Annotated in this window: 18 protein-coding genes; 12 read left to right on the top strand and 6 right to left on the bottom strand. The window is 67.7% G+C overall.

Annotation, left to right across the window (positions count from 1 at the left end):
- The first annotated feature begins 51 nt into the window (after positions 1–51).
- The 3 genes from NX068_RS10115 to NX068_RS10125 all read left to right on the top strand — a co-directional run bounded on the left by NX068_RS10115 (position 52) and on the right by NX068_RS10125 (position 3,316).
- Positions 52–534, top strand: a complete 483-nt coding sequence (locus NX068_RS10115) for an Xre family toxin-antitoxin system antitoxin (protein WP_263461150.1) — start codon at positions 52–54, stop codon at positions 532–534.
- Positions 534–1,034, top strand: coding sequence for an RES family NAD+ phosphorylase (locus tag NX068_RS10120; protein WP_263461151.1), 501 nt, complete (start codon positions 534–536; stop codon positions 1,032–1,034). Before NX068_RS10115 ends, NX068_RS10120 begins: the two co-directional genes overlap by 1 nt.
- A gap of 167 nt (positions 1,035–1,201) precedes the next feature.
- A complete protein-coding gene (locus tag NX068_RS10125; RefSeq protein ID WP_263461293.1) occupies positions 1,202–3,316 on the top strand; it encodes a YgiQ family radical SAM protein in 2,115 nt (704 codons plus the stop codon).
- A 6-nt stretch (positions 3,317–3,322) separates the two neighbouring features.
- Here the strand turns inward: NX068_RS10125 and NX068_RS10130 are convergent, their stop codons facing one another.
- Positions 3,323–4,297 carry an SGNH/GDSL hydrolase family protein gene (locus NX068_RS10130; RefSeq protein WP_263461152.1) on the bottom strand — a complete coding sequence of 325 codons (975 nt, stop codon included), beginning with the start codon at positions 4,295–4,297 and terminating at the stop codon, positions 3,323–3,325.
- A 268-nt stretch (positions 4,298–4,565) separates the two neighbouring features.
- On the opposite strand from NX068_RS10130, the gene NX068_RS10135 reads away from it, so the two are divergent.
- From NX068_RS10135 to NX068_RS10145, 3 genes are all read left to right on the top strand, one after another.
- Positions 4,566–5,822 (top strand): lipoprotein-releasing ABC transporter permease subunit, encoded by a 1,257-nt coding sequence (locus NX068_RS10135; RefSeq protein ID WP_263461153.1) that lies wholly within the window; start codon positions 4,566–4,568, stop codon positions 5,820–5,822.
- Complete coding sequence (gene lolD, locus NX068_RS10140; RefSeq protein WP_263461154.1) at positions 5,815–6,510, top strand: lipoprotein-releasing ABC transporter ATP-binding protein LolD; 696 nt, start codon at positions 5,815–5,817, stop codon at positions 6,508–6,510. Before NX068_RS10135 ends, lolD begins: the two co-directional genes overlap by 8 nt.
- Before the next feature lie 136 nt (positions 6,511–6,646).
- On the top strand, positions 6,647–8,671 hold the full coding sequence (locus NX068_RS10145; protein WP_263461155.1) for a methyl-accepting chemotaxis protein: 2,025 nt from the start codon (positions 6,647–6,649) through the stop codon (positions 8,669–8,671).
- Between the two features lie 41 nt (positions 8,672–8,712).
- Here NX068_RS10145 and NX068_RS10150 read toward each other — a convergent pair whose 3' ends face one another.
- On the bottom strand, positions 8,713–9,258 hold the full coding sequence (locus NX068_RS10150; RefSeq protein ID WP_263461156.1) for a DUF2062 domain-containing protein: 546 nt from the start codon (positions 9,256–9,258) through the stop codon (positions 8,713–8,715).
- A 135-nt stretch (positions 9,259–9,393) separates the two neighbouring features.
- On the opposite strand from NX068_RS10150, the gene NX068_RS10155 reads away from it, so the two are divergent.
- Together NX068_RS10155 and NX068_RS10160 are read left to right on the top strand one after the other, a co-directional pair.
- Positions 9,394–11,766: a DNA internalization-related competence protein ComEC/Rec2 gene (locus NX068_RS10155; RefSeq protein ID WP_263461157.1), complete on the top strand. Its 2,373-nt coding sequence runs from the start codon at positions 9,394–9,396 to the stop codon at positions 11,764–11,766.
- Positions 11,767–11,996: 230 nt separating this feature from the next.
- Positions 11,997–12,920: an alpha/beta fold hydrolase gene (locus NX068_RS10160; protein ID WP_263461158.1), complete on the top strand. Its 924-nt coding sequence runs from the start codon at positions 11,997–11,999 to the stop codon at positions 12,918–12,920.
- 43 nt (positions 12,921–12,963) lie between these two features.
- Here the strand turns inward: NX068_RS10160 and rsgA are convergent, their stop codons facing one another.
- Genes rsgA through NX068_RS10175 form a run of 3 tightly spaced genes read right to left on the bottom strand, consistent with a single transcriptional unit; the run spans position 12,964 to position 15,561 of the window.
- On the bottom strand, positions 12,964–13,926 hold the full coding sequence (rsgA, locus tag NX068_RS10165) for a ribosome small subunit-dependent GTPase A (protein ID WP_263461159.1): 963 nt from the start codon (positions 13,924–13,926) through the stop codon (positions 12,964–12,966).
- Complete coding sequence (locus NX068_RS10170) at positions 13,923–14,264, bottom strand: c-type cytochrome (protein WP_263461160.1); 342 nt, start codon at positions 14,262–14,264, stop codon at positions 13,923–13,925. The genes rsgA and NX068_RS10170 overlap by 4 nt, the downstream gene beginning before the upstream one ends.
- A gap of 28 nt (positions 14,265–14,292) precedes the next feature.
- Complete coding sequence (locus tag NX068_RS10175; protein WP_263461161.1) at positions 14,293–15,561, bottom strand: M48 family metallopeptidase; 1,269 nt, start codon at positions 15,559–15,561, stop codon at positions 14,293–14,295.
- Positions 15,562–15,673: 112 nt separating this feature from the next.
- Between NX068_RS10175 and orn the strand changes: the two genes are divergently transcribed.
- From orn to NX068_RS10195, 4 genes are all read left to right on the top strand, one after another.
- Positions 15,674–16,222: an oligoribonuclease gene (orn, locus tag NX068_RS10180; protein ID WP_263461162.1), complete on the top strand. Its 549-nt coding sequence runs from the start codon at positions 15,674–15,676 to the stop codon at positions 16,220–16,222.
- Positions 16,223–16,284: 62 nt separating this feature from the next.
- Positions 16,285–16,428: a hypothetical protein gene (locus NX068_RS10185; RefSeq protein ID WP_263461163.1), complete on the top strand. Its 144-nt coding sequence runs from the start codon at positions 16,285–16,287 to the stop codon at positions 16,426–16,428.
- The gene (locus tag NX068_RS10190) at positions 16,425–16,946 is read left to right on the top strand and encodes an SRPBCC family protein (RefSeq protein ID WP_263461164.1); all 522 of its coding nucleotides are present in this window, start codon (positions 16,425–16,427) and stop codon (positions 16,944–16,946) included. Before NX068_RS10185 ends, NX068_RS10190 begins: the two co-directional genes overlap by 4 nt.
- Positions 16,947–17,030: 84 nt before the next feature.
- On the top strand, positions 17,031–19,172 hold the full coding sequence (locus NX068_RS10195) for a S9 family peptidase (protein ID WP_263461165.1): 2,142 nt from the start codon (positions 17,031–17,033) through the stop codon (positions 19,170–19,172).
- 6 nt (positions 19,173–19,178) lie between these two features.
- Here NX068_RS10195 and NX068_RS10200 read toward each other — a convergent pair whose 3' ends face one another.
- Positions 19,179–20,489, bottom strand: a complete 1,311-nt coding sequence (locus NX068_RS10200; protein WP_263461166.1) for an MFS transporter — start codon at positions 20,487–20,489, stop codon at positions 19,179–19,181.
- Positions 20,490–20,515: the final 26 nt, after the last annotated feature.

Here is a 20,515-nt window from a genome sequence, read left to right on the forward strand (position 1 = left end):
TCGGTGTTCACTTGATTCACGATAGGCAATCAAATGATTCAAGAGGACATCATGAGCAAATTGAAGGCAGTCCACGCCGCACGCGAGCCCGGTGCAGCCTATGCGTTTGCTCGCGGACATTCGGCTGCGGGCGCCAGCATCGAGCACTATCTGCATGCCAAGTCCGCGCTCGAGCGCGACCACATGGTGCGCGAAGGCTTCGAGGTCGGTTCGCTGGACAGCTTCGCCAACCGCTTCGGCCGCAGCGGGCGCAGTCTTGCGCAACTGCTCGGCGTGGCGCCTGCGACCTACGACCGCCGCGTACGCGAGGGCAAGCCGCTGTCGCAGGATGATTCCGACCGGGTTGCGCGGCTGATAGACGTCGAGCGCGCGGCCGCGCGGGTGTTCGGCGATGAAGAGGCCGCCCGGGAATGGCTTGCGGCGCCGGTGCCGGTTCTCGGCGGCGCGGTGCCGATCGAACTGCTCGCCACCACGCCCGGCCACCAGGCGGTCATCAACGCCCTGCGCCGCATCATGGCCGGGACCGCGGCCTGATGGCCATCCTGTGGCGGCTGGCACAGGACTGGATCGATTTCGACACCGGCATGGTGCTGTGCGCGGCGGAGGATTTCGGCTGCGCCGGCAATGGAGTGGCGACGGTGGGCGGACGCTGGAACAGCGTCGGCACGCCGGTGATCTATCTGGCCGACAGCCTGGCGCTGGCGCAACTCGAAAAGCGCGTCCATACGCCATATCAGCCGCCGCGCGGCATGATCGCAGTGGAGGTGAGCCTGCCTGCCGCCTCGCTGGCGGCGGCGCACGCCGTCGAGCCGCCGGAAGGCTGGGACGAGGCCAATGTGGATTGGTCGGTCGGCAGTACCGAAAGCCAGGCCTTGGGTGATGAGTGGGTAAAAGGGGGCGCGACGCTGCTGATGCGGGTACCGTCGGTAGTGGTGCCGGTGGGCTGGAACTACCTGCTGAATCCGGCTCACCCCAGCATGCGCAAGGTCCGTACCCGGCGCATCGCTCACAGGCCCGACCCCCGACTCTGGTAACACAAGCGGACAAGCAGGCTCGGGCAGGCGCCGATACAATGGCGCCCATCATGAATCAAAAGCCAGTTTACGAAGCCGGATCAACGGTTTCCTGTCCCCCGCCCAGTCCGGTTTCCTGTCTCTTCGACGGCGCCGTCCCCGGTTATCGTGCCGCCCCTTTCCTGCCGATGTCGCGCAAGGAGATGGACGCGCTCGGCTGGGATGCCTGCGACGTCATCCTCGTCACCGGCGACGCCTACATCGACCATCCCAGCTTCGGCATGGCGCTGGTCGGCCGCCTGCTCGAAGCGCACGGCTTTCGTGTCGGTATCATCAGCCAGCCGGACTGGCAGTCGGCCGAGCCTTTCCGCGCGCTGGGCAAGCCGAAGCTGTACTTCGGCATCACCGCCGGCAACATGGATTCGCTGGTCAACCGCTACACCTCCGACCGCAAGATCCGCTCCGAAGACGCCTACACGCCCAACGCCGAAGCCGGCAGGCGGCCCGATCGCGCAGTGACGGTGTATGCCCAGCGCGCCCGCGAGGCCTTCCCTGACGCCAACATCGTCATCGGCAGCATCGAGGCCAGCCTGCGCCGTATCGCGCATTACGACTACTGGTCGGACAAGGTGCGGCGTTCGGTGCTGCCCGACTCCAAGGCCGACATCCTGCTGTTCGGCAACGCCGAGCGTGCGCTGGTGGCGCTGACCCGGCGCTTGGCCGCAGGCGAGCCGATCGAGGCGATCCGCGATCTGCGCGGCACCGCCTTCATGGTCAAGCCGGGCTGGCGGCCGTCGGCGGCCTGGCACGAGACGGATTCGCTGGCGCTCGACCGGCCGGGCCGCATCGACGCCCACCCCGATCCATACGCAATGGAGCCAACTGCAGCCGCACCCAAGCCCGCTGCCGATGGCGCCCAGCCGGTGCGTATCGTGCCGGCGGCCGAGCGTGTCGCCGCCCGCCGCGCCGACCGCGCGCATACCGTGATCCGCCTGCCGTCCTTCGAGCAGGTCAAGGACGACGCGGTGATGTACGCCCACGCTTCGCGCGTGTTCCACCTCGAATCGAACCCCGGCAACGCCCGGGCGATGGTGCAGTGCCACGGCGAAGGCCCGGGTGCGCGCGACGTCTGGATCAACCCGCCGCCGCAGCCGCTGAGCACGCCCGAGATGGACTTCGTCTATGACCGGCCCTATGCCCGCGCCCCGCACCCGGCCTACGGCGGTGCGCGCATCCCGGCCTGGGACATGATCAAGTTCTCGATCAACATCATGCGCGGCTGTTTCGGCGGCTGTACCTTCTGCTCGATCACCGAGCACGAAGGCCGCATCATCCAGAGCCGCTCGCACGAATCGATCCTGCGCGAGATCGAGGACATCCGCGACCATTCGCCCGACTTCAAGGGCCACATCACCGACCTCGGCGGCCCCACCGCCAACATGTACCGCATGGCCTGCAAGAGCAAGGCGATCGAGGAAAACTGCCGCCGCCTGTCCTGTGTCTATCCGGGCATCTGCGAGAACCTGAACACCGATCACTCCTCGCTGGTCGAGCTGTACCGCAAGGCGAGGGCGCTGCCCGGCGTCAAGCGCATCACCATCGGCTCCGGGCTGCGCTACGACCTCGCCGTGCGCTCGCCCGAATACGTCAAGGAACTGGTCACCCACCACGTCAGCGGCCTGCTCAAGATCGCCCCCGAGCACACCGAGGAGAACACCCTCTCCAAGATGATGAAGCCGGGCATCGGCGCCTACGAGGAGTTCCGCCGCATGTTCGAGAAGTTCTCGGCGCAGGCGGGCAAGAAGCAGCATCTGGTGCCCTACTTCATTGCCGCCCACCCCGGCACCACCGACGAGGACATGCTGAACCTGGCGCTGTGGCTGAAGAAGCACAACTTCCGCCTCGACCAGGTACAGACCTTCATGCCCACGCCGATGGCGCTGGCGACGACGATGTACCACTCGCGCAAGAACCCGCTGAAGAAGGTGTCGGCCGACTCCGAAACGGTTGAAACCGCGCGCGCGGGCAAGATCCGCAAGCTGCACAAGGCCTTCCTGCGCTGGCACGACCCCGAGAACTGGCCGATCCTGCGCGAGGGCCTGATGCGGATGGGGCGCGCCGACCTGATCGGCAACGGGCCGAACTGCCTGGTACCGCGCCAGCAGCCCGTACAGCCGGTGGCGAAAGGTGGGCGGCCGCCTGTCGCAGGGCGTCCGCCGGGCGATGGCCGGATGCCCGGCGCGCTCATCGGGCGCAGGAACGGCAAGCCGGCGGCAAAGCGCGCGCCGCGGTCCGGCCGCTGATCCCGGCTAGGGACGGCGGCGCAGCAGCAGCGCGCCGGCAAGCGCCGCCAGCAGCAGCGTGCCCGTCGACGGCTCGGGGACGGCGAGGGCGGCGAGGAAACGGTCTGCGAGCAGGCGGTGGCCGGCGGTGGTGGGGTGGACGGCGTCGAAGAACAGAGCACCGTCGCAGCCCGCGGGTGACGTTGCGCAAGGCGTGACGACATCGGTGAAGCCGAAGCGGGCGGCGTCGGAGATCACTTCGTCGAGGAAAGCGGCGGTATCGAAGAACATCAAGCGCAGTCCGTCGGGAATGCCGGGGACGAGGCCGCTGCGGGCGAGATCGAGGGTGCCGGCGAGGGCGTCATTGAAGCCACGCGAGAGAGCATCGAGCGCAGCCTGCTGCTGCGGATCCAGGCTGAGTCCGAACGGGGTCCGTGACAGATTGGGCATGTTCGGCACGAGGATGTCCGTCGCTCCGGCGCCGGCGAGCAGCCCGACCGAGGTGATCAGATTCGAGACGGCGGTGCCGGCCGCGGCAAGAAGGTCGGTGCCCTGGCTGAGGGCGAGAAAGAAGTCGTTGGGCGCGGCCCACAGCATGAACAGCGAGCTTGCCGGATCGAAGGCCGGTGCGCTGCCGACGAAACCTGCAACCTGAGCCAGGGCTCCGCTCTGACCGAGTGCCGGTGGCAGCGCTGCGGGAGACGAAATCTCGTAGTTGTAGTTCTGCGTTCCGGTGGTGGCACCGCCGACGGCGAAGTTGGTGCCGCCGGCCACCGAGGGCCGTAGATCGATGCCGAGGCGGCCGGCGAGGTATTCGGCGGCGGTTGGGCCGTTGGAGAACTGTTCCGCGTAGGGCGGAGAGGCGGGCCAGATGCCGCCGCTGAGGGCGTAGGCGTTGCCGTTGTCGGACAGGCTGTCGCCGAACACGTACATCGAGGTGTAGACGGCGTGGGTCAGAGGTGCGAACAGCAGCGTTGCGGCGAGCAGCAGGATGCGGATCATGGTCGTTTTCCTCGGCATGGTGATCGGGATGCGATGGTCGGCGCTGTGCATCGTCCGGCCGGGTCTGAGGCAGGGGTACGGGCAGGACAGCTTCAGCGTAGAAGCATGTGGTGCGCCACGCCATCGTGATTTTCCCGTGTCCAGGGCGGAATGGCGTCGAGGCATGTGCCCGGCCTGCTTACAGTCGGACATCGATCGGGCTGGTCACGATCGCCCCTGCGCGGGCACAATGCCGGGCTTGCCGGACAGACCTGCCGAACCTTTTCCAATGCTCTACGAATTTCTCGTCGGATTGCGCTACACGCGCTCGCGCAAGCGGGCGCAGGGCCGCAACCGCTTCATTTCCTTCATTTCGCTGGTGTCGATGTTTGGCATTGCGCTCGGCGTCGCGGCGCTGATCGTGGTGCTGTCGGTGATGAACGGCTTCCAGGAGGAATTGCGCTCGCGCATCCTCGGCGTGGCTTCGCACGTCCAGGTGCAGAGCTTCGACGGCGGCCTGTACGACTGGCAGCGGGTGGCCGACGAGGCCATGCGCCACCCCGCGGTGAAGGCCGCCGCGCCCTACGTGCAGGAGCAGGGCATGCTGTCCTTCGACGAAGGCGTGCGCGGCACCGTCGTGCGCGGCGTCGTCCCGAGCGAAGAGGACAAGGTGGCGGACTTCGGCCAGTACATGAAGGCGGGCAGCTTCGATGCGCTGCAGCCCGGGCGCTTCGGCATCGTGCTCGGCCGCGACCTGGCCCAGGCGCTGCGCGTGCAGCTCGGCGACAAGATCACCCTGATCGCACCGCAAGGCTTGGTGACGCCGGCCGCGGTGCTGCCGCGGGTGAAGCAGTTCGAACTGGTCGGTGTGTTCGAGGCCGGCATGTACGAATACGACTCCGGCCTGGCGCTGGTGCATGTGGCCGACGCGCAGGCGCTGTACCGGCTGGGCGATGCGGTGAGCGGCGTGCGGCTGAAGCTCGACGATCTGTTCGCCGCGCCTCGCGTGGCCCGCGAGCTGGCGATGCAGATTTCCGTGCCCGGCCTGATGATCCATGACTGGACGCGCAGCCACGCGAACTTCTTCCGCGCCGTGGCGCTGGAGAAGACCATGATGACGCTGATCCTGTTCCTGATCGTCGCGGTGGCGGCCTTCAACATCGTGTCGACGCTGGTGATGGCGGTACAGGAAAAATACGCCGACATCGCCATCCTGCGCACGCTGGGCGCCAGCCCGGCCTCGATCATGGGTATCTTCGTGCTGCAGGGCTCGATCATCGGCCTGGTCGGGCTGCTGGCCGGTGTGGCGGGCGGGCTGGCGATCGCCGGCAACCTCGATGTCGTCATTCCGGCGCTGGAGACGCTGACTGGGGCGACGCTGTGGAACAAGGAAATCTACTACATCAAGGAACTGCCCTCGAAAGTGCTGCCGGCAGACGTGATCAGCATCGTCTCGGTGTCCTTCGTGCTGACCCTGCTGGCAGCGCTGTATCCGAGCTGGCGGGCGTCGCGGGTGAATCCGGCGGAGGCGCTGCGCTATGAATGAGACGGTGATGAAACCGGACGAGCCGGTATTGGCCTGCGACGGCCTGGCCAAGCATTTCCGCGAGGGCGTGGATGCGGTGGCGGTGCTCGACGGTGTGAGCCTGTCGGTGGGGCGCGGCGAGCGCGTGGCGATCGTCGGTGCCTCCGGCTCGGGCAAGAGCACGCTGCTGCATCTGCTGGGCGGCCTGGACGTGCCGAGCGCCGGTTCGGTGCGGCTGATGGGGCGCGACTTCTCCACCCTGTCCGAGCGCGAGCGCGGACGGCTGCGCAATGCGGCGCTGGGCTTCGTCTATCAGTTCCATCACCTGCTGCCGGAATTCTCCGCGCTGGAGAACGTCGCCATGCCGCTCTACATCCGCCGTGTCGGCAAGGCCGAGGCGGACGAACAGGCGGCCGCGATGCTGCGCGAAGTCGGACTCGGGCACCGGCTCGACCATGCGCCGGGCGAACTCTCCGGCGGAGAGCGCCAGCGCGCCGCGATCGCGCGCGCGCTGGTGTCGCAGCCCGCCTGCGTGCTGGCCGACGAGCCCACCGGCAACCTCGACCGGCGCACCGCCGAAGCGGTGTTCGAACTGATGCTGTCGCTCAACGAGCGTCTGGCGACCAGCTTCGTCATCGTGACCCATGACGAGACGCTGGCCGCCCGCGCACAACGCAGCCTGCGGCTCGACGACGGCCGGCTGAACTGAGACTTGCGTCACACTCATGGGCTGATTGGTGGAGGGTAGCGCAGCGGATTGACCGGGGTCATAAAGTTGCCCAGATTGGGGCCGATAGTATGGGGACTCGATCAATGGAGCCTGCGTCATCGCGGGTCGAACAAAAATGAAAACCCTCTTCGTCCCGGCCATCCGCCTGCTCGACCGCATGAACTATCCCTTCAAGTTCATGCTGATCATGTTCGTCTGCTTCGCCACCGCGCTGGCCCTGCTGGCCCAGGTCTACATCAGCCTGCGTCAGAACATGGACGTGGCCGAACGCGAGATTGCCGGCCTCACCCTGTTCGACGCCGGCTTCGACGTGGTTCTGCTGACCCAGCAGCATCGGGGGCTGAGCGCGGGTGTGCTGGGCGGCAGCACCGAAATGGTGCCCCAGCGGGAGGCGAAGGCGGGTGAACTGCAGGCCGCGCTGAGCAAGCTCGATGCCGCGATCGGGGCCGACCCGCTGTGGCGGCCGCTGCAGGCACCCTGGGCGCCGATCCGCAGCGAACTGGACCGCCTGGCACGGTCGGCGACCCAGCTCGGCGGGCCGGAAAGCTTCCGTGCCCATACCGAGGTGATCGCCCGGCTGCTGCACTGGCTCGGCGACGTCGGCGATGCGTCGGGCCTGGCGCTCGACCCCGATGCCGCGAGCGCGAACCTGATCACGCCGCTGCTGACCTCGCTGCCCGAACTGAGCGAACGCCTGGGCCAGCTTCGTGCTCGCGGTACCAACATCGTTGCCCGCCACGAGCTGACGCGCAGCGACGAGCATGGGGTGATCGCGCTGCTGGCGGAAATCGGCCGCAGCGAGGCCGATCTGCTCGAACGTCTGGGGCGAGCAGGCAAGGCGAATGCCGGGCTCGCGGGCGGGCTCGAACGCATGCGCAGCGAGATCACGACTGCAGTGAGTGGCGTGCGTACGGCGGTGATGCGCGACATCGTCGATCAGCAATTCACGCTTTCTGCCCCTGCCTATTTCGCCCTCGTCACCGAAGCGATCAACGTCGCGGTGCGCAATTTCAACGAAGTGCTGCGCCCTCAGACCGGCAAGCTGCTGCACGAACGGCTCGACCGCCTGGCGGGGCAATTGCAGCTGCAGATCGTGCTGTCGGTGGTGGCGATGCTGGTCGCGGGTTATCTCTTCATCGGCGTCTATCTCGCCATCCTGCGCTCGGTGCGCGAATTGTCGACCGGTGCCCAGCGCTTTGCCGCCGGCGACTACCGCGAACGCGTCGAGTTCTCGGCGCGGGATGAGCTGGCTGAAGTCGCTCAGCAGTTCAACAAGATGGCGGACGAAGTCGCCGTGCTGATCCGCGAGATCCAGCAGGGCGCTTCCCAGCTCGGCTCCTCGGCCAGCGAGCTCTCCGGATCGGCCCGGCGCGTCTCCGATGGATCGGAAGCCCAGAGCGAATCGGCGTCCGGTGTGGCTGTGGCGGTCGAGGAAATGACCGTCAGCGTGCAGGAGATTTCCCGCCACGCGGCGACTGCACAGGAAATGGCCGAAACCTCGGGGCGTCTGTCCGAAGAGGGCGGTGCGGTGATGCGCCGTTCGGTCGAGGAAATGGAGCGCATTGCCGACGCGGTCGACCGCTCGGGCGAGGCGATCAGCGAGCTGGGCGAGAAGTCCCGCCAGATCACCACGATCGTCGATTCGATCCGCGACATCGCCGACCAGACCAACCTGCTGGCGCTCAACGCGGCGATCGAAGCGGCGCGGGCCGGCGAAACCGGGCGCGGCTTCGCCGTGGTGGCCGACGAAGTACGCAAGCTCGCCGAACGCACTTCGCTCGCGACGCAGGAAATCGCCGGCATGGTGCAGGCCATCCAGCAGGGCACCGAGCGTGCGGTCGAGACCATGCAGCAGGGCGTGCAGCGCGTGCGCGACGGCGTGGCGCTGAGCAACCAGGCGGGCGAATCGATCGCGCAGATCCACGGCGGTGCGCAACAGGTGCTGGGGGCCGTACGCGAGATCACGGTGGCGCTCAACGAACAGAGCCTGGCGAGCAACGAGATCGCGCAGAACGTCGAGCGCATCGCGGCGATGGCGGGCGACAACAGCGTCGCCGCGCACCAGACCACGTCGACTGCCGAGGTGCTGGAGAACCTGGCCGTGACCCTGCGCCAGCAGGTGGGACGCTTCCAGGTCTGAGTGCAGGCCGAAGGGCACGCTGGCGGCTCCCGCCGTGCCCTTCAGCGCTTCCGGTTCCTTTCCTTGCGCCTGTGCCACTGGCGGATCAGCCAGATCCGCCAGCCCCAGCGGACTGCCAGATAGCCGCTGATCGACAGCGTGGCGGCGAGCAGCACCAGGCCGAGCGCCAGCGGCTTGCCGAGCCCGGCCATCCAGTCGATCAGGGCGGGAATCCAGGCCGAGAAGTGCATGCCCTCGAGTTCGGGCGGGGGAACGAAGTCCGTGCCGTTCAAGCCCATCACTAGGCTGCCGAAACCGTAGGCGAGCACGTACAGCGGCACGATCGTCAGAGGATTGGTGTAGAGCGTGGTCAGCAGCGCCAGCGGCAGATTGACCCGAAAGGCCACGCACATGATGGCCGCGCCGAGCATCTGCAGCGGGCCGGGAATCAAGCCGCAGAAAAGACCCACTGCCACGGCGCCGGCCGCGGAGTGGCGGTTGAGGTGCCACAGCCGCGGATGCAGCAGCGTGGACGAGAACGGCCTCAGCCAGCGGTTCTGGCGAATGCTTTCGTGGTCCGGCAGGAGGCTCTTGAGTCGTTTGCGCATGGTCGGTTCGAGGCGCGAAAGTTTAGCAGCGGAGCGCGGATGCCGCGCGGCACGCCGGGCGTCATTCGGTAAGCAGATGCGAGGTGCCGGGCCGTATTTGCCATTGTCATGAAAGCGATGGCAATATCGGGCGCCATGAGAGTGCTTGCCCTGTCCTTCGCTGCGGGTGTCGTGCTGCTGCAAGGGCAGGCGCAACTGCCCGATGCCACGATGGTCGGCCTGGCCGGGGCGGGCTTCATGCTGCTGTGGGCACTCGGCAATCATCGCACCGGCGGCCCGGCGGGCGAAGCGGGCAGAGTGCATGCGCTGCGGCGTCGCGGGCGCGGGCTGGTGGCGATCGGGCTCGCCTTCGTGCTGGGGTTCGGCTGGGCGGCGCTGCGTGCCGAGTGGCGGCTGGCGGACGAATTGCGCGGCGATCTCGAAGGCGTCGATATCGAACTGACGGGATACGTCGCCGATCTGCCGCAAGCACTGGATGAAGGCGTGCGCTTCCGCTTCGAGCCGGATGCGGCGGTCGAAGGCGTGCCCGGCAAGCTGCTGCTGTCGTGGTACAGGCCGCGCGGCAGCATCGAGGCGCCACCGGCGGTGAAGCCGGGAGAACGCTGGCGCTTCACCGTGCGGCTCAAGCGTCCCCACGGCTTTCACAATCCTGGTGACTACGAAGCCTGGCTGCTGGAGCGCGAACTGCGCGCGACCGGTTACGTGCGCAGTGGTGCCCGGCGCCTGGAGGCAGCAGACATCAGGCCGATGGATGCGGTGCACCGGCTGCGCGATGCCGTGCGCGAGCGATTCACCGCCGTGCTCGGCGATGCGCCCTATGGCGGCATCCTGGTGGCGCTGGTGATCGGCGACCAGCGCAGCATTCCCTCGGTGCAATGGGACAGCTTCCGCCGTACCGGCGTGGCACACCTGGTCGCCATCTCCGGCATGCACATAACATTGATCGCGACGGTCGCCGGCATGGTGTTTGGCGGCGTGTGGCGCAGGCTGCCGTGGCTGGTGCTGCGCTGCCCGGTGCGCAGGGTGCAGGCGCTGGCGGCGGTGCTGGCCGGCACCGCTTATGCCTTGCTGGCGGGAATGGGCATTCCGGTGCAGCGTGCGCTGATCATGCTGTTCGTGGTCGCCATTGCAGTGTACCGCGGCCGTTCCATCCTGCCTTCGCGGGTGCTGGCGCTGGCCTTGTTCGCGGTGCTGATCGCCGATCCCTGGGCCTGCCTGTCGGCGGGCTTCTGGCTGTCCTTCGGCGCGGTGGCGGCGATCGGCTTCGTGCTGGGCGGGCGGCCGCACGGCGCGATCGGCTGGCGTGCCGCGGTGCGTGTCCAGCTCGGCATCAGCCTCGCGCTGCTGCCCCTGCTGGTGCTGCTGTTCCAGTCGCTGCCGCTGCTGTCGCCGGTGGCGAATGCGCTGGCGATTCCGCTGGTGAACTTCATCGTCACGCCGCTCGCGCTGCTGGCGGCGCTGTTGCCGCTGGATTTCCTGCTGCACTGGGGCCACATGGCGACGGCGCTGTTGATGGTCTGGGTCGAATGGCTGGCGGCGTTCGAGCCCGGCTACTGGCGCCAGCCCGCGCCGCCGATGTGGCTCGGGATGCTGGCGATGCTTGCGGTGGCCGGGGCGATGCTGCCGCGCGGCACGCCGGGCAGGCTGGCGGCGCTGGCGGTCCTCGCCGCCTTGCTCGCCTGGCCGCCGCCACGTCCCGAGGCCGGCGGCTTCGTCGTGCGGGTGCTGGACGTGGGGCAGGGGCTGGCGGTGCATGTGCAGACCGCGAGCCATGATCTGCTGTTCGATACCGGTCCGCCTTATGGCGCGCATGCCGATGCCGGCAGCCGGGTCGTGCTGCCTTATCTGCAGGCCCTCGGCGTGAGAAGTCTCGACGGCGTGGTGCTGTCGCACGACGACAGCGACCACGTCGGCGGCGCGCGCAGGATCGCCGGGGCGCTGCATGTGGAGCGCTGGTGGTCGTCCGGGGAGGCAGCGGCGATTGCCGGTGATGCGGCAATGGTCACCCCATGTGTGTCGGGGATGCGCTGGAACTGGGACGGTGTGGAGTTCGCTTTCCTGCACCCGGACGGCGAGGCACCGCGGCCTGCCGGCAGGCGGCACGACAACGACCGTTCCTGCGTGCTGCGCGTGGCCAATCCGGCGGGCGTGCTGCTGTTGCTGGGCGATGTCGAATCTGCGGGCGAGCAGGCGATGCTGGCGCGCCACGGCGAGGCTGCGCTGGCGGCCGACGTGGTGGTCAGCGGGCATCACGGCAGCCGCTCGTCCTCGTCCGCCGCGCTGGTGGATGCCACGCTGCCGCAGGCGGTGATCCATTCGGTGGGGCATCGCAACACGTTCGGCCATCCGCACCCACAGGTATGGGCGCGCTGGGCGGCGGTCGGCGCGCGCAACTGGCGCACCGACAGCCAGGGGGCGGTGGAGGCGGTGTTCGCGGCCGACGCCGATGCGGGAGTGAGCCTGACGGCACAGCGTCTGCGCGAGCCGCGCTACTGGCACGGCCGGTGAGGTGTGGTCGGCGAGGGCGACCGGCGGGGGCGACCGGCCAGGGCAGCGGGCGAGGGCGGCCGGCCAGGATGGTGGATGAGTCCCTCTCCCGCAAGGGGTGAGAGGAGCATGCTGCAAGCGGAGGCAGCGACTCGTTCATGCGACTGCTCCATGCCGTCGTGCCGGAGAAAACGCATGACCGGGGCACGATGCTAGACTGCCCCCCGAAGCGACTATCCGAGGAGCCCATCATGTCCCTGTTCTCCGAACTCAGCCGCGCATTCGAACCGCCGACCCCGCCGCGCCGCCCGAAACATGGCGTGCGCGAGCGCCGCGTGCAGTGCATCGGCCCGCACGGGCTGCATCGCATGGCGTATACCGAATGGGGCGACACCGACAATCCGCGCGTGCTGGTCTGCGTCCATGGGCTGACGCGCAACGGGCGCGACTTCGACGATCTGGCGCAGGCGCTGGCGGACGATTTCCGCGTCGTCTGCCCCGACGTGGTCGGCCGCGGGCGCAGCGACTGGCTGGGGGTCAAGGAGGACTACGGCTTCCCGCTCTACGTGTCGGACATGATCGCGCTGATCGCACGCCTGAACGTCGAACAGGTCGATTGGGTCGGCACTTCGATGGGCGGCATCATCGGCATGCTGATCGCCAGCATGCCGCACTCGCCGATCCGGCGGCTGGTGCTGAACGACGTCGGCCCGGTGATCACCGCGGTGTCGCTGCAGCGCATCGGCCCTTATGTCGGCACGGCACCGCGCTTCGCGACGATGGAAGAGGCGGATGCCTACCTCCGGAAGGTCAACGCACCTTTCGGGCCGCTGACCGACGAGCAGTGGCGCCATCTGACCAATTACTCGGTGCGTCCGGTCGGCGGACCGGACGGCGGCTTCGTCATGATCTACGATCCGGCGATCGGCGAAGTCTTCCGCGCCACGCCGGCGACCGAGGACATCGACATGTGGCCGGTGTACGAGCGCATCGGCTGCCCGACGCTGGCCCTGCGTGGCGCCGAGTCCGACCTGCTGGAACGATCGACGCTGGAAGCGATGACGCAGCGTGGACCAAGCGCGAAAATCGTCGAGTTCGAAGGCGTGGGCCATGCGCCGATGCTGATGGACCCGGAACAGATCCGCGTCGTCGGCGGCTTCCTGAAATCGAGCTGACGGCGGCTTTGGGGCGCGCTCCGCCGCGCCCCAAAGCCGTGTCTCACCAGCCGGGGTTCAGGCGCTTCGCTTCGGCGATCTCGGCGCGGATCGTGCGATAGTGCTCGAAGCGGCGCGGCGCGATGCGGCCGTCGGCCAGCGCTGCGAGCAGGGTGCAACCCGGTTCGGCTTCGTGCCGGCAGTCGCGGAAGCGGCATTGGCCCAGCAGCGGCCGGAACTCGATGAAGCTCTCGGCCAGTTCGTCGGCACTCACGTGAGCGAGGCCGAACACCTGCAGGCCGGGGCTGTCGATGAGCCAGCCTGCGCCTTCTGCCGATTTTGCTTCGTCGATGGGCGGCTCGCTCAGGGGGTACAGACGGGCGAAAGTGGTGGTGTGCTTGCCCGAATCCAGCGCCTCGGATATTTCGCGGGTGGCAGCCTGGGCGTCCGGGATCAGTGCATTGGTCAGCGTCGATTTGCCCATGCCGGACTGGCCGACGAGGATGGACCGCAGGCCCGCCAGGCGCTCGCGCAAGCCGGCCGCGCCCTGCAGGGCGGAAATTTCGATCACTTCGTAGCCGAGGGCGCGGAAGGGCGCGAGCTGGGTGCGCGCCGCATCCAGCCTGTCGCCCAGGTCGGCCTTGTTGAGGACGATGATCGGCGTGATGTCCTGGCTTTCCGCGGCGACGATGCAGCGCGACACCAGCAGATCGGAAAAACCCGGCTCGGTGGCGACGACGATCAGGATGTGGCTGAGGTTGGCGGCGATCAGCTTCTCGCGGAAGGCGTCGGAACGCCACAGCAGGTTGCGGCGCGGAACCAGCGAATCGATGACGCCCTGGCCGTCGCCGCCCGGCGCAACGCGGACGCGGTCGCCGCAGGCGAAGCTGCTCTTCTTGCCGCGGGTGTAGCACTGCAGCCGGCCCTCGGCGGTGGCGACTTCGTAGTGCCGGCCGAAGGCGGCGACGATGAGGCCGTCGACCGTGCTGTCGCCGCCTTTCTTGCGCTGCTGTTTTCCGTGGCTCACTGAAACTTGTAGTAGTGCTGGTTGAGGTAGGCGGCGAGGTGCTGCTCGTCCTCGGGGAAGAGGTCGAGATTGAGCATCGTCGTACAGGTGGTGATCTGCTGGGCCAGCGCGCTGGCGGTGGTGACGCGGCGCTCGAAGCGGGTGTAGATTTCGGTGCCGTCCTCGCCGCCGAATTGCCTGGCGTGGCATTCGACGCAGTGTTTCGCGTGCATTGCCTTGCCTTCGGCGGGGTCGCCGTCGGGGAAGGGGTCTGCGTTTGCGGACAGCGCCGCGGCAGCCAGCAGGCCTGCCGCGGCAGCTCTCAGCGGGGCGGTGCGAAGCAGTGGTCGGGTATTCATTTTTTCGTCTCCTCCGGTCGGGGCTGGGCTACAGGGACTGCAGGCGGGCGATGCGCATCGCTGCGGGCGGATGCGAGTCGAAGAAGCGCGAATACAGCGGATCGGGCGTCAGCGTTGAGGCGTTGTCGCGATAGAGCTTCACCAGCGCGCTGACGAGGTCCGCAGCCTGCGTCTGCTGTGCGGCGTAGGCGTCGGCCTCGAACTCGTGCACCCGCGACCAGTGGCTCATCAGCGGCCCGAGCGGAAAGGTGAACACCGGCAGCGCCAGGAAGAACAGGGCCAGTGCGGTGGCACTGTCGGTCGATTGGGCGCCGAGGCCGGTGAAGAACCAGGGCTGCCCGGCCAGCCAGCCGAGCAGGGCGAGCAGGGCGAGGCTGGCGGGGGCGATGAGGGCGAAGCGCTTGACGATGTGGCGGTGGCGGAAATGCCCCAGTTCGTGTGCCAGCACCGCCTCGACTTCATCGGCGTTCAGCTTGTCGAGCAGGGTGTCGAAGAACACGATCCGCTTCGAGGCGCCGAAGCCGGTGAAATAGGCATTGCCGTGGGCCGAGCGGCGCGAGCCGTCCATGACGAACAAGCCCTGCGACTTGAAGCCGCAGCGCGCCAGCAGGCCCTCGACCCGTGCCTTCAGGGCCTCGTCGGCCAGCGGCGTGAAGCGGTTGAACAGCGGTGCGATGAAGGTCGGCCACACCAGCATCACGAGCAGGTTGAAGCCCATCCAGAAAACCCACACCCACAGCCACCACAGGCTGCCCATCGCCGACGCCAGCCACAGCAGCACCGCCAGCAGCGGCAGGCCGATGACTGCGGCCAGCACCGCCTCGCGCGCGGAATCAGCGGCGAACAGCGCCGGCGTCATGCGGTTGAAGCCGAAGCGCTTCTCGATGACGAAGGTGCGCAGCAGCACGAAGGGCAGGTCCACCAGCCAGCCCAGCACGCCCAGCGTGGCGAGCAGGGCGACGCCGTGGGCGATGCCGCCGGGTACGAACATGGCCGACCAGGCATCGTGGATCGCCTGCAGGCCGCCGCCCAGCGTCAGCAGCAGCACGAAGGCCGCGCCGACGGCGATCTCGGCCATCTTCAAGCGCGTGCGTGCGGCGGTGTAGTCGGCCGCGCGCTGGTGCGAGCTCAGCGGAATGGATTCGGCGAAGGCCGGCGGCACGCTGTCGCGGTGGGCCTGCACGTGGTGGATCTGGCGCCGCATCAGGCCCGTCCGGACGGCCAGGCTCAGCAGCAGCAAGGCGACGAAGAGGACGGCAAGGCCGTTGGCGAAGGAGGAAAGGGAATCGGCTTGCATGGGGCGGTCGTCGGTGTGTACGGAGGGCGAGGCGGCGGGGCGCAGGCCCGTTCTATGACACAATCGCGCCCTCTAATGTTTCGCATGAACACGACAGGAAGGCGCACGGATTATGGCACAGGACCCGAATACGCTGATATGGCTGGACATGGAGATGACCGGCCTCGAACCGGACCGCGATCGCATCATCGAGATCGCCATCGTCCTGACCAACGAAAAGCTCGAAACCATCGCCGAAGCGCCGGTGATCGCCGTGCATCAGCCCGATTCGGTGCTCGACGCGATGGACGACTGGAACAAGAACACCCACGGCAAGTCCGGCCTGATCGAGCGCGTGCGCGCCTCGACGGTGTCGGAAGCCGAGGCCGAAGCCCGGATGCTGGCTTTCCTGAAGGAGTGGGTGCCGGCGCGGACTTCGCCGATGTGCGGCAACTCGGTATGCCAGGACCGCCGCTTCCTCGCGCGCTGGATGCCGCAGTTCGAAGCCTGGTTCCATTACCGCAACCTCGACGTGTCGACGCTGAAGGAACTGGCCAAGCGCTGGCGGCCGGAAGTGTACGCCGGCGTCAAGAAGGCGGGCGCGCATACCGCGCTGGCCGACATCCAGGAATCGATCGCCGAGCTGCGTCACTACCGCGACACCTTCCTGCGCTTGGAATGAGGGTGCGGGGCGGCTGCCGCATGTGGAGCTCGTTCGGCCGGCAAAGGATCGAGCCGCGCAGCATGAAACAGCCCGCCTCCAGCGAATTTCTTGATTTTCCCGCCGCCGTCTTGACCCTGCCGTTCACCGCCGATCACCATGCCTGCGCTCGGCACGCGCCGCAGCGAACAACAAATAACAGCCCCGCTCAAGGAGACAAGGCATGAAACTGATTCACGGGCTCGCCCCCGTCATTCTGGGCGTATCGGCCGCCTCGGTTGCCGCCGATGCGCCGACCCTGCAGGTCGAGGAAGAGGTCGTCATCGCCGCACCGGCGGACAAGGTCTGGGACAAGGTCAGGAACTTCAACGACCTGGGCGCCTGGCATCCGGCAGCGCAAAGCACGGAAATCGTCGAAGGCAGCAACAACGTTGCCGGCGCGGTGAGGCTGATCACCTTGCCGGACGGCGGCACGATCAAGGAGAAGCTGCTTTCCTACGACGACGCCGGCAAGACCTTCAAGTACGTGATCCTGGAAGGCGTGCTGCCGGTCAGCAGCTACGAGTCCGTCGTTTCGGTGAAGGCGGACGGCGCGAACCAGACCAGGGTGGTCTGGCGCGGCGACTTCAAGCGCAAGGACACCAGCGCCAGGCCTGCTGCGGGGGCGACGGACGAAGATGCGACGACGACGATGACGGCTGTTTATCGTGGCGGCCTCGACAATCTGAAGAAGATCTCCGAGTAAGTTTTCCGGCAGACCGGCCAGTCGCGGGTCCGGCCGGTCTGCTGACGTCGGCAGCCTGCCGTATCTCTGGCCGCGCACTGTGGGATGATCGCGGTCTCGTTCTTCGACGGCTTCTTCATTTTGGTCACATCCACTGCCTCGCCGGCTTTGCCCGAATCTCCCTGGCCGGACCTTCCGCCGCCGCTTGCGCCGCGCGAGCAGCGGGAAATCCTGCAACTGGGGCGCAGTCGCATCGACGCCTATGCGTGGATGAAATTCATTCCGCAGTCGGGATCGCGCAGCCTGGACCTGCTGCCCTCACCATTGCGCGAGCACCTGAAAGCGGAAATGGACTACGCGCAGGGCATTCTGCGTCCGCTGGAGCCCGAGGCCGAGCGCTTCCATCGGCGCATGGTGGAGCGGGCGCCCGAGATCAACGAGCCCTTGCCCGCTTCGTCCACAGGCTGGCGCTACGACTTCAAGCTGCCGGCCGGCTGCTCGCACCGCATCTTCTGCCGCATGGGGCCGGACGGGGAAGAGCAGCTTCTGTTCGACGAGGCCGACCGCGCCAGCGGCCACGCCTACTATCGTGCCACCGGCCACCAGCACAGCCCGGACGACCGCTGGTTCGTCTGGGCGGAAGACGTGGTCGGCGCGGATCGCCACCGCATCTGCGTGCTCGACATGGTGTCGGGCATCATCCGCACCGTGGTGGAGGCCGATGCCTTCGGCTACGGCGGTTTCACCTTCTCGCCGTCGTCCCGCCACCTGTTCTGGATCTGGCGCGATGCGCACAGCCGGCCGACGCGCCTGTATCGCTCGCCGGTCGAGGGCGGCGAGGCGGTGCTGGTGCATGAAGAGCACGACCCGGCGATCTTCATGCAGGTGGCCCGCACCGCGGCGGATAGCTTCGTCGCCCTGACGCTCGGTGGTCCGGACGTCAGCGAGGTCCGTCTGATCGCTGCCGGTGCCGAAACCGAACCGCCGCGAATCCTGCGGCCTCGCCAGCGCGGCATCCGCTACGAGGTGAATGAGTGGGGCGATGCGCTGCTGATGCTGACGGATGCCGACGGCGCCATCGACCGCAAGCTGCTGTGCCTCGACCCGGTGAGCTTTGCCGTGCGGCGCGAGCTGGTGCCGCACCGGCCCGGCGTCCCGATCATTGCCGTGCTGCCCTTTGCCGATGCGCTCGTGCGGCTCGAGCGTGTCGAGGGTCTGCAGCGGCTGGTGCTGACCTACCCCGACGGCAAGGAGACGACGGTCGGCTTCGACGAGCCGGCCTATTGCCTCGAACTCACGCCCGCCCAGAGCTATGCAGCGCGGCAGGTGCGCATCGTCCATCAGACGCCGGCCAGTCCGCCGCGCTGGATCGACGTCGATTTCGCCAGCGGGGCGCGTTGCGTCGTCGGACAGGAGCGCCTGAAGGGTTTCGATCCTGCTGCGTACCGGGTCGAACGCCTGCACGCGCGGGCAGCGGATGGAGAATGCATCCACATCACCGTGCTGTCCCGCCGCGATGCGGCCGCCGAGACGCCGCTGCCCTTGCTGCTGACGGGTTATGGCGCCTACGGCATTGCCAGCGAAGCCCGCTTTTCCCTGCCTGCGACCGTGCTGGTGGACGCCGGCTTCCGCTATGCCATCGCCCATGTCCGCGGCGGATCGGAAAAAGGCGCGCGCTGGTATCGCGACGGCTGCCGCATGAACAAGCGCAACTCGATGACGGATTTCATCGCCTGCGCGCAGCACCTGCAGGGCATCGGCCATGCCGCGCCGGGCAAAATCGTGGCCCATGGCGTATCGGCGGGCGGGCTGCTGGTGTGCGGCGCGATGAACATCGATCCGCAATCGTGGGCCGGCGTGATTGCGCAGGTGCCTTTCGTCGACATGCTCAACACCATGAGCGACGCCGATCACCCGCTGGTGCCGCTGCTGCGCCCGGATTGGGGCGATCCGCTCGCCGACCCCGAGGCCTACGACTACATCGCTTCGATATCGCCCTACGAGAACGTGAAGCGGGCGGCCTATCCACCGCTTTTATGCACCGCCGGTCTGAAGGACGACCGCGTTCCTTATTGGGAGCCGGCAAAGCTGGTGGCGAACATCCGCCATCTGTCCACTGGCGGCAATCCGGCCGTGCTGCAGCTGGACCCCGACAGCGGCCACCAGCAGAGCGATGACCTCGACCGCGAATTTGCCCAGGCAGCGCTGTTCTGGGCCTTCGCGCAGCACTGCGTGGCCGTGGCCTGATTCGGTTCAGGCCGGCTGGCCGGCCGCTGCCATTGCCTGTTCACTGCGCGCCTGCATGAAGGAACGCATGGCGCAGAATGCCGACACCGCAAGTGCCGGAATTGCCGTGGCGCTGATCGCGTCCAGCATGTGGCCGTCGAACACTTGGTCTGACAGCGTGCCGGCCAGCAGCGGGCCGGCGGCGCTGAACACCGACACCACGAAGCTCCAGATTGCGAAGCTGCGCGCCCGAAGCGGGGCAGGGATCAGGTCCTGCAGCATGGTCGGCACCAGCGCATTGGCCGTGCAGGTGAGGAACAGGAAGATCCCGACAATGAAGAAGGCATGGTCGAGCGTCCGCGCCGAGGCCAGCAGCAGGATCGCCGGCACCGCCAGCATCACCGACACGCCCATGATCAGCGGGCGCACCGCGCGGCCAAAACGCCGCGCCATCATGCGGTCGAGCAAACCGGCGACGGGCAGGCAGCCGATGGTCGTCATCAGCACGATGACGCCCATCGCGTTGCCGATATCGGCGGGCGCCGCCTCGAACCGGCGTTCGAGCGCCAGCGCGATCAACTGGTTGAGCGCCTGCACGGCAACCAGCAGGCAGCCCGCGACGCCGGCGAACAGCGCAACCGCCCGCCAGCGCTGCCGCAGGAAAAGCCGCAGCGATGCGGCCGCGGCGAGATCGGCGGGCGCGGTGCGGCGTGGCGGATCGGCGGTCAGCAGCCCGAGCAGCAGCAAGGGAGCGCCGGCAAAGGACAGCAGCAGGAAACCCTTGCGCCAGGCTTCGATGCCCAGCGGAATCAGTGCATCGGCGGTGGCCAGAATGGCGCCGCCGAAATAGAAGCCGCCGCTGGCGCCGAGCGCCATCAAGGCCGCGAAGCTGAGGTTGGCCAGCACGCGGTGCCGCTCCGGTGCCAGGTCCGGAATCATCGAATAGACCAGGGGCACCATCGCGAACTCGGTGATGCCCGCCGCCGAGCGGCCGATGAAGAACAGCGGGAAACTGGGCGCGAGTGCGCTCAATACCATCATCGCGGTCGAAGCCAGGATCAGGCACAGCAGCACGCGCTTGCGCGAAAAACGATCGGCGAAGCGCGCCAGCGGAATCGCCAGCGCACTGCCGACCAGCACGCCTGCGAGCCCCTGCAAGGCGCCCAGCATGGCGTCGCTGATGCCGAAGCTCTTCTGAATGGCAGAGAGCGATATGGCCTGAAGGCCCATATCGCTCATCTGCACGCCGGCGGTGATGCCCAGGAAGGCGACTGTGAACAAGGCCTGGGGCGTCCACGCCGAAGGGGCGTGGACGCCGTGCTCATACGTTTTGTTCATCGGGTCGCCATTCGGCGCTGCGGAAG

Source organism: Thauera carbonicopians (assembly GCF_025699485.1).
Taxonomy (GTDB): domain Bacteria; phylum Pseudomonadota; class Gammaproteobacteria; order Burkholderiales; family Rhodocyclaceae; genus Thauera.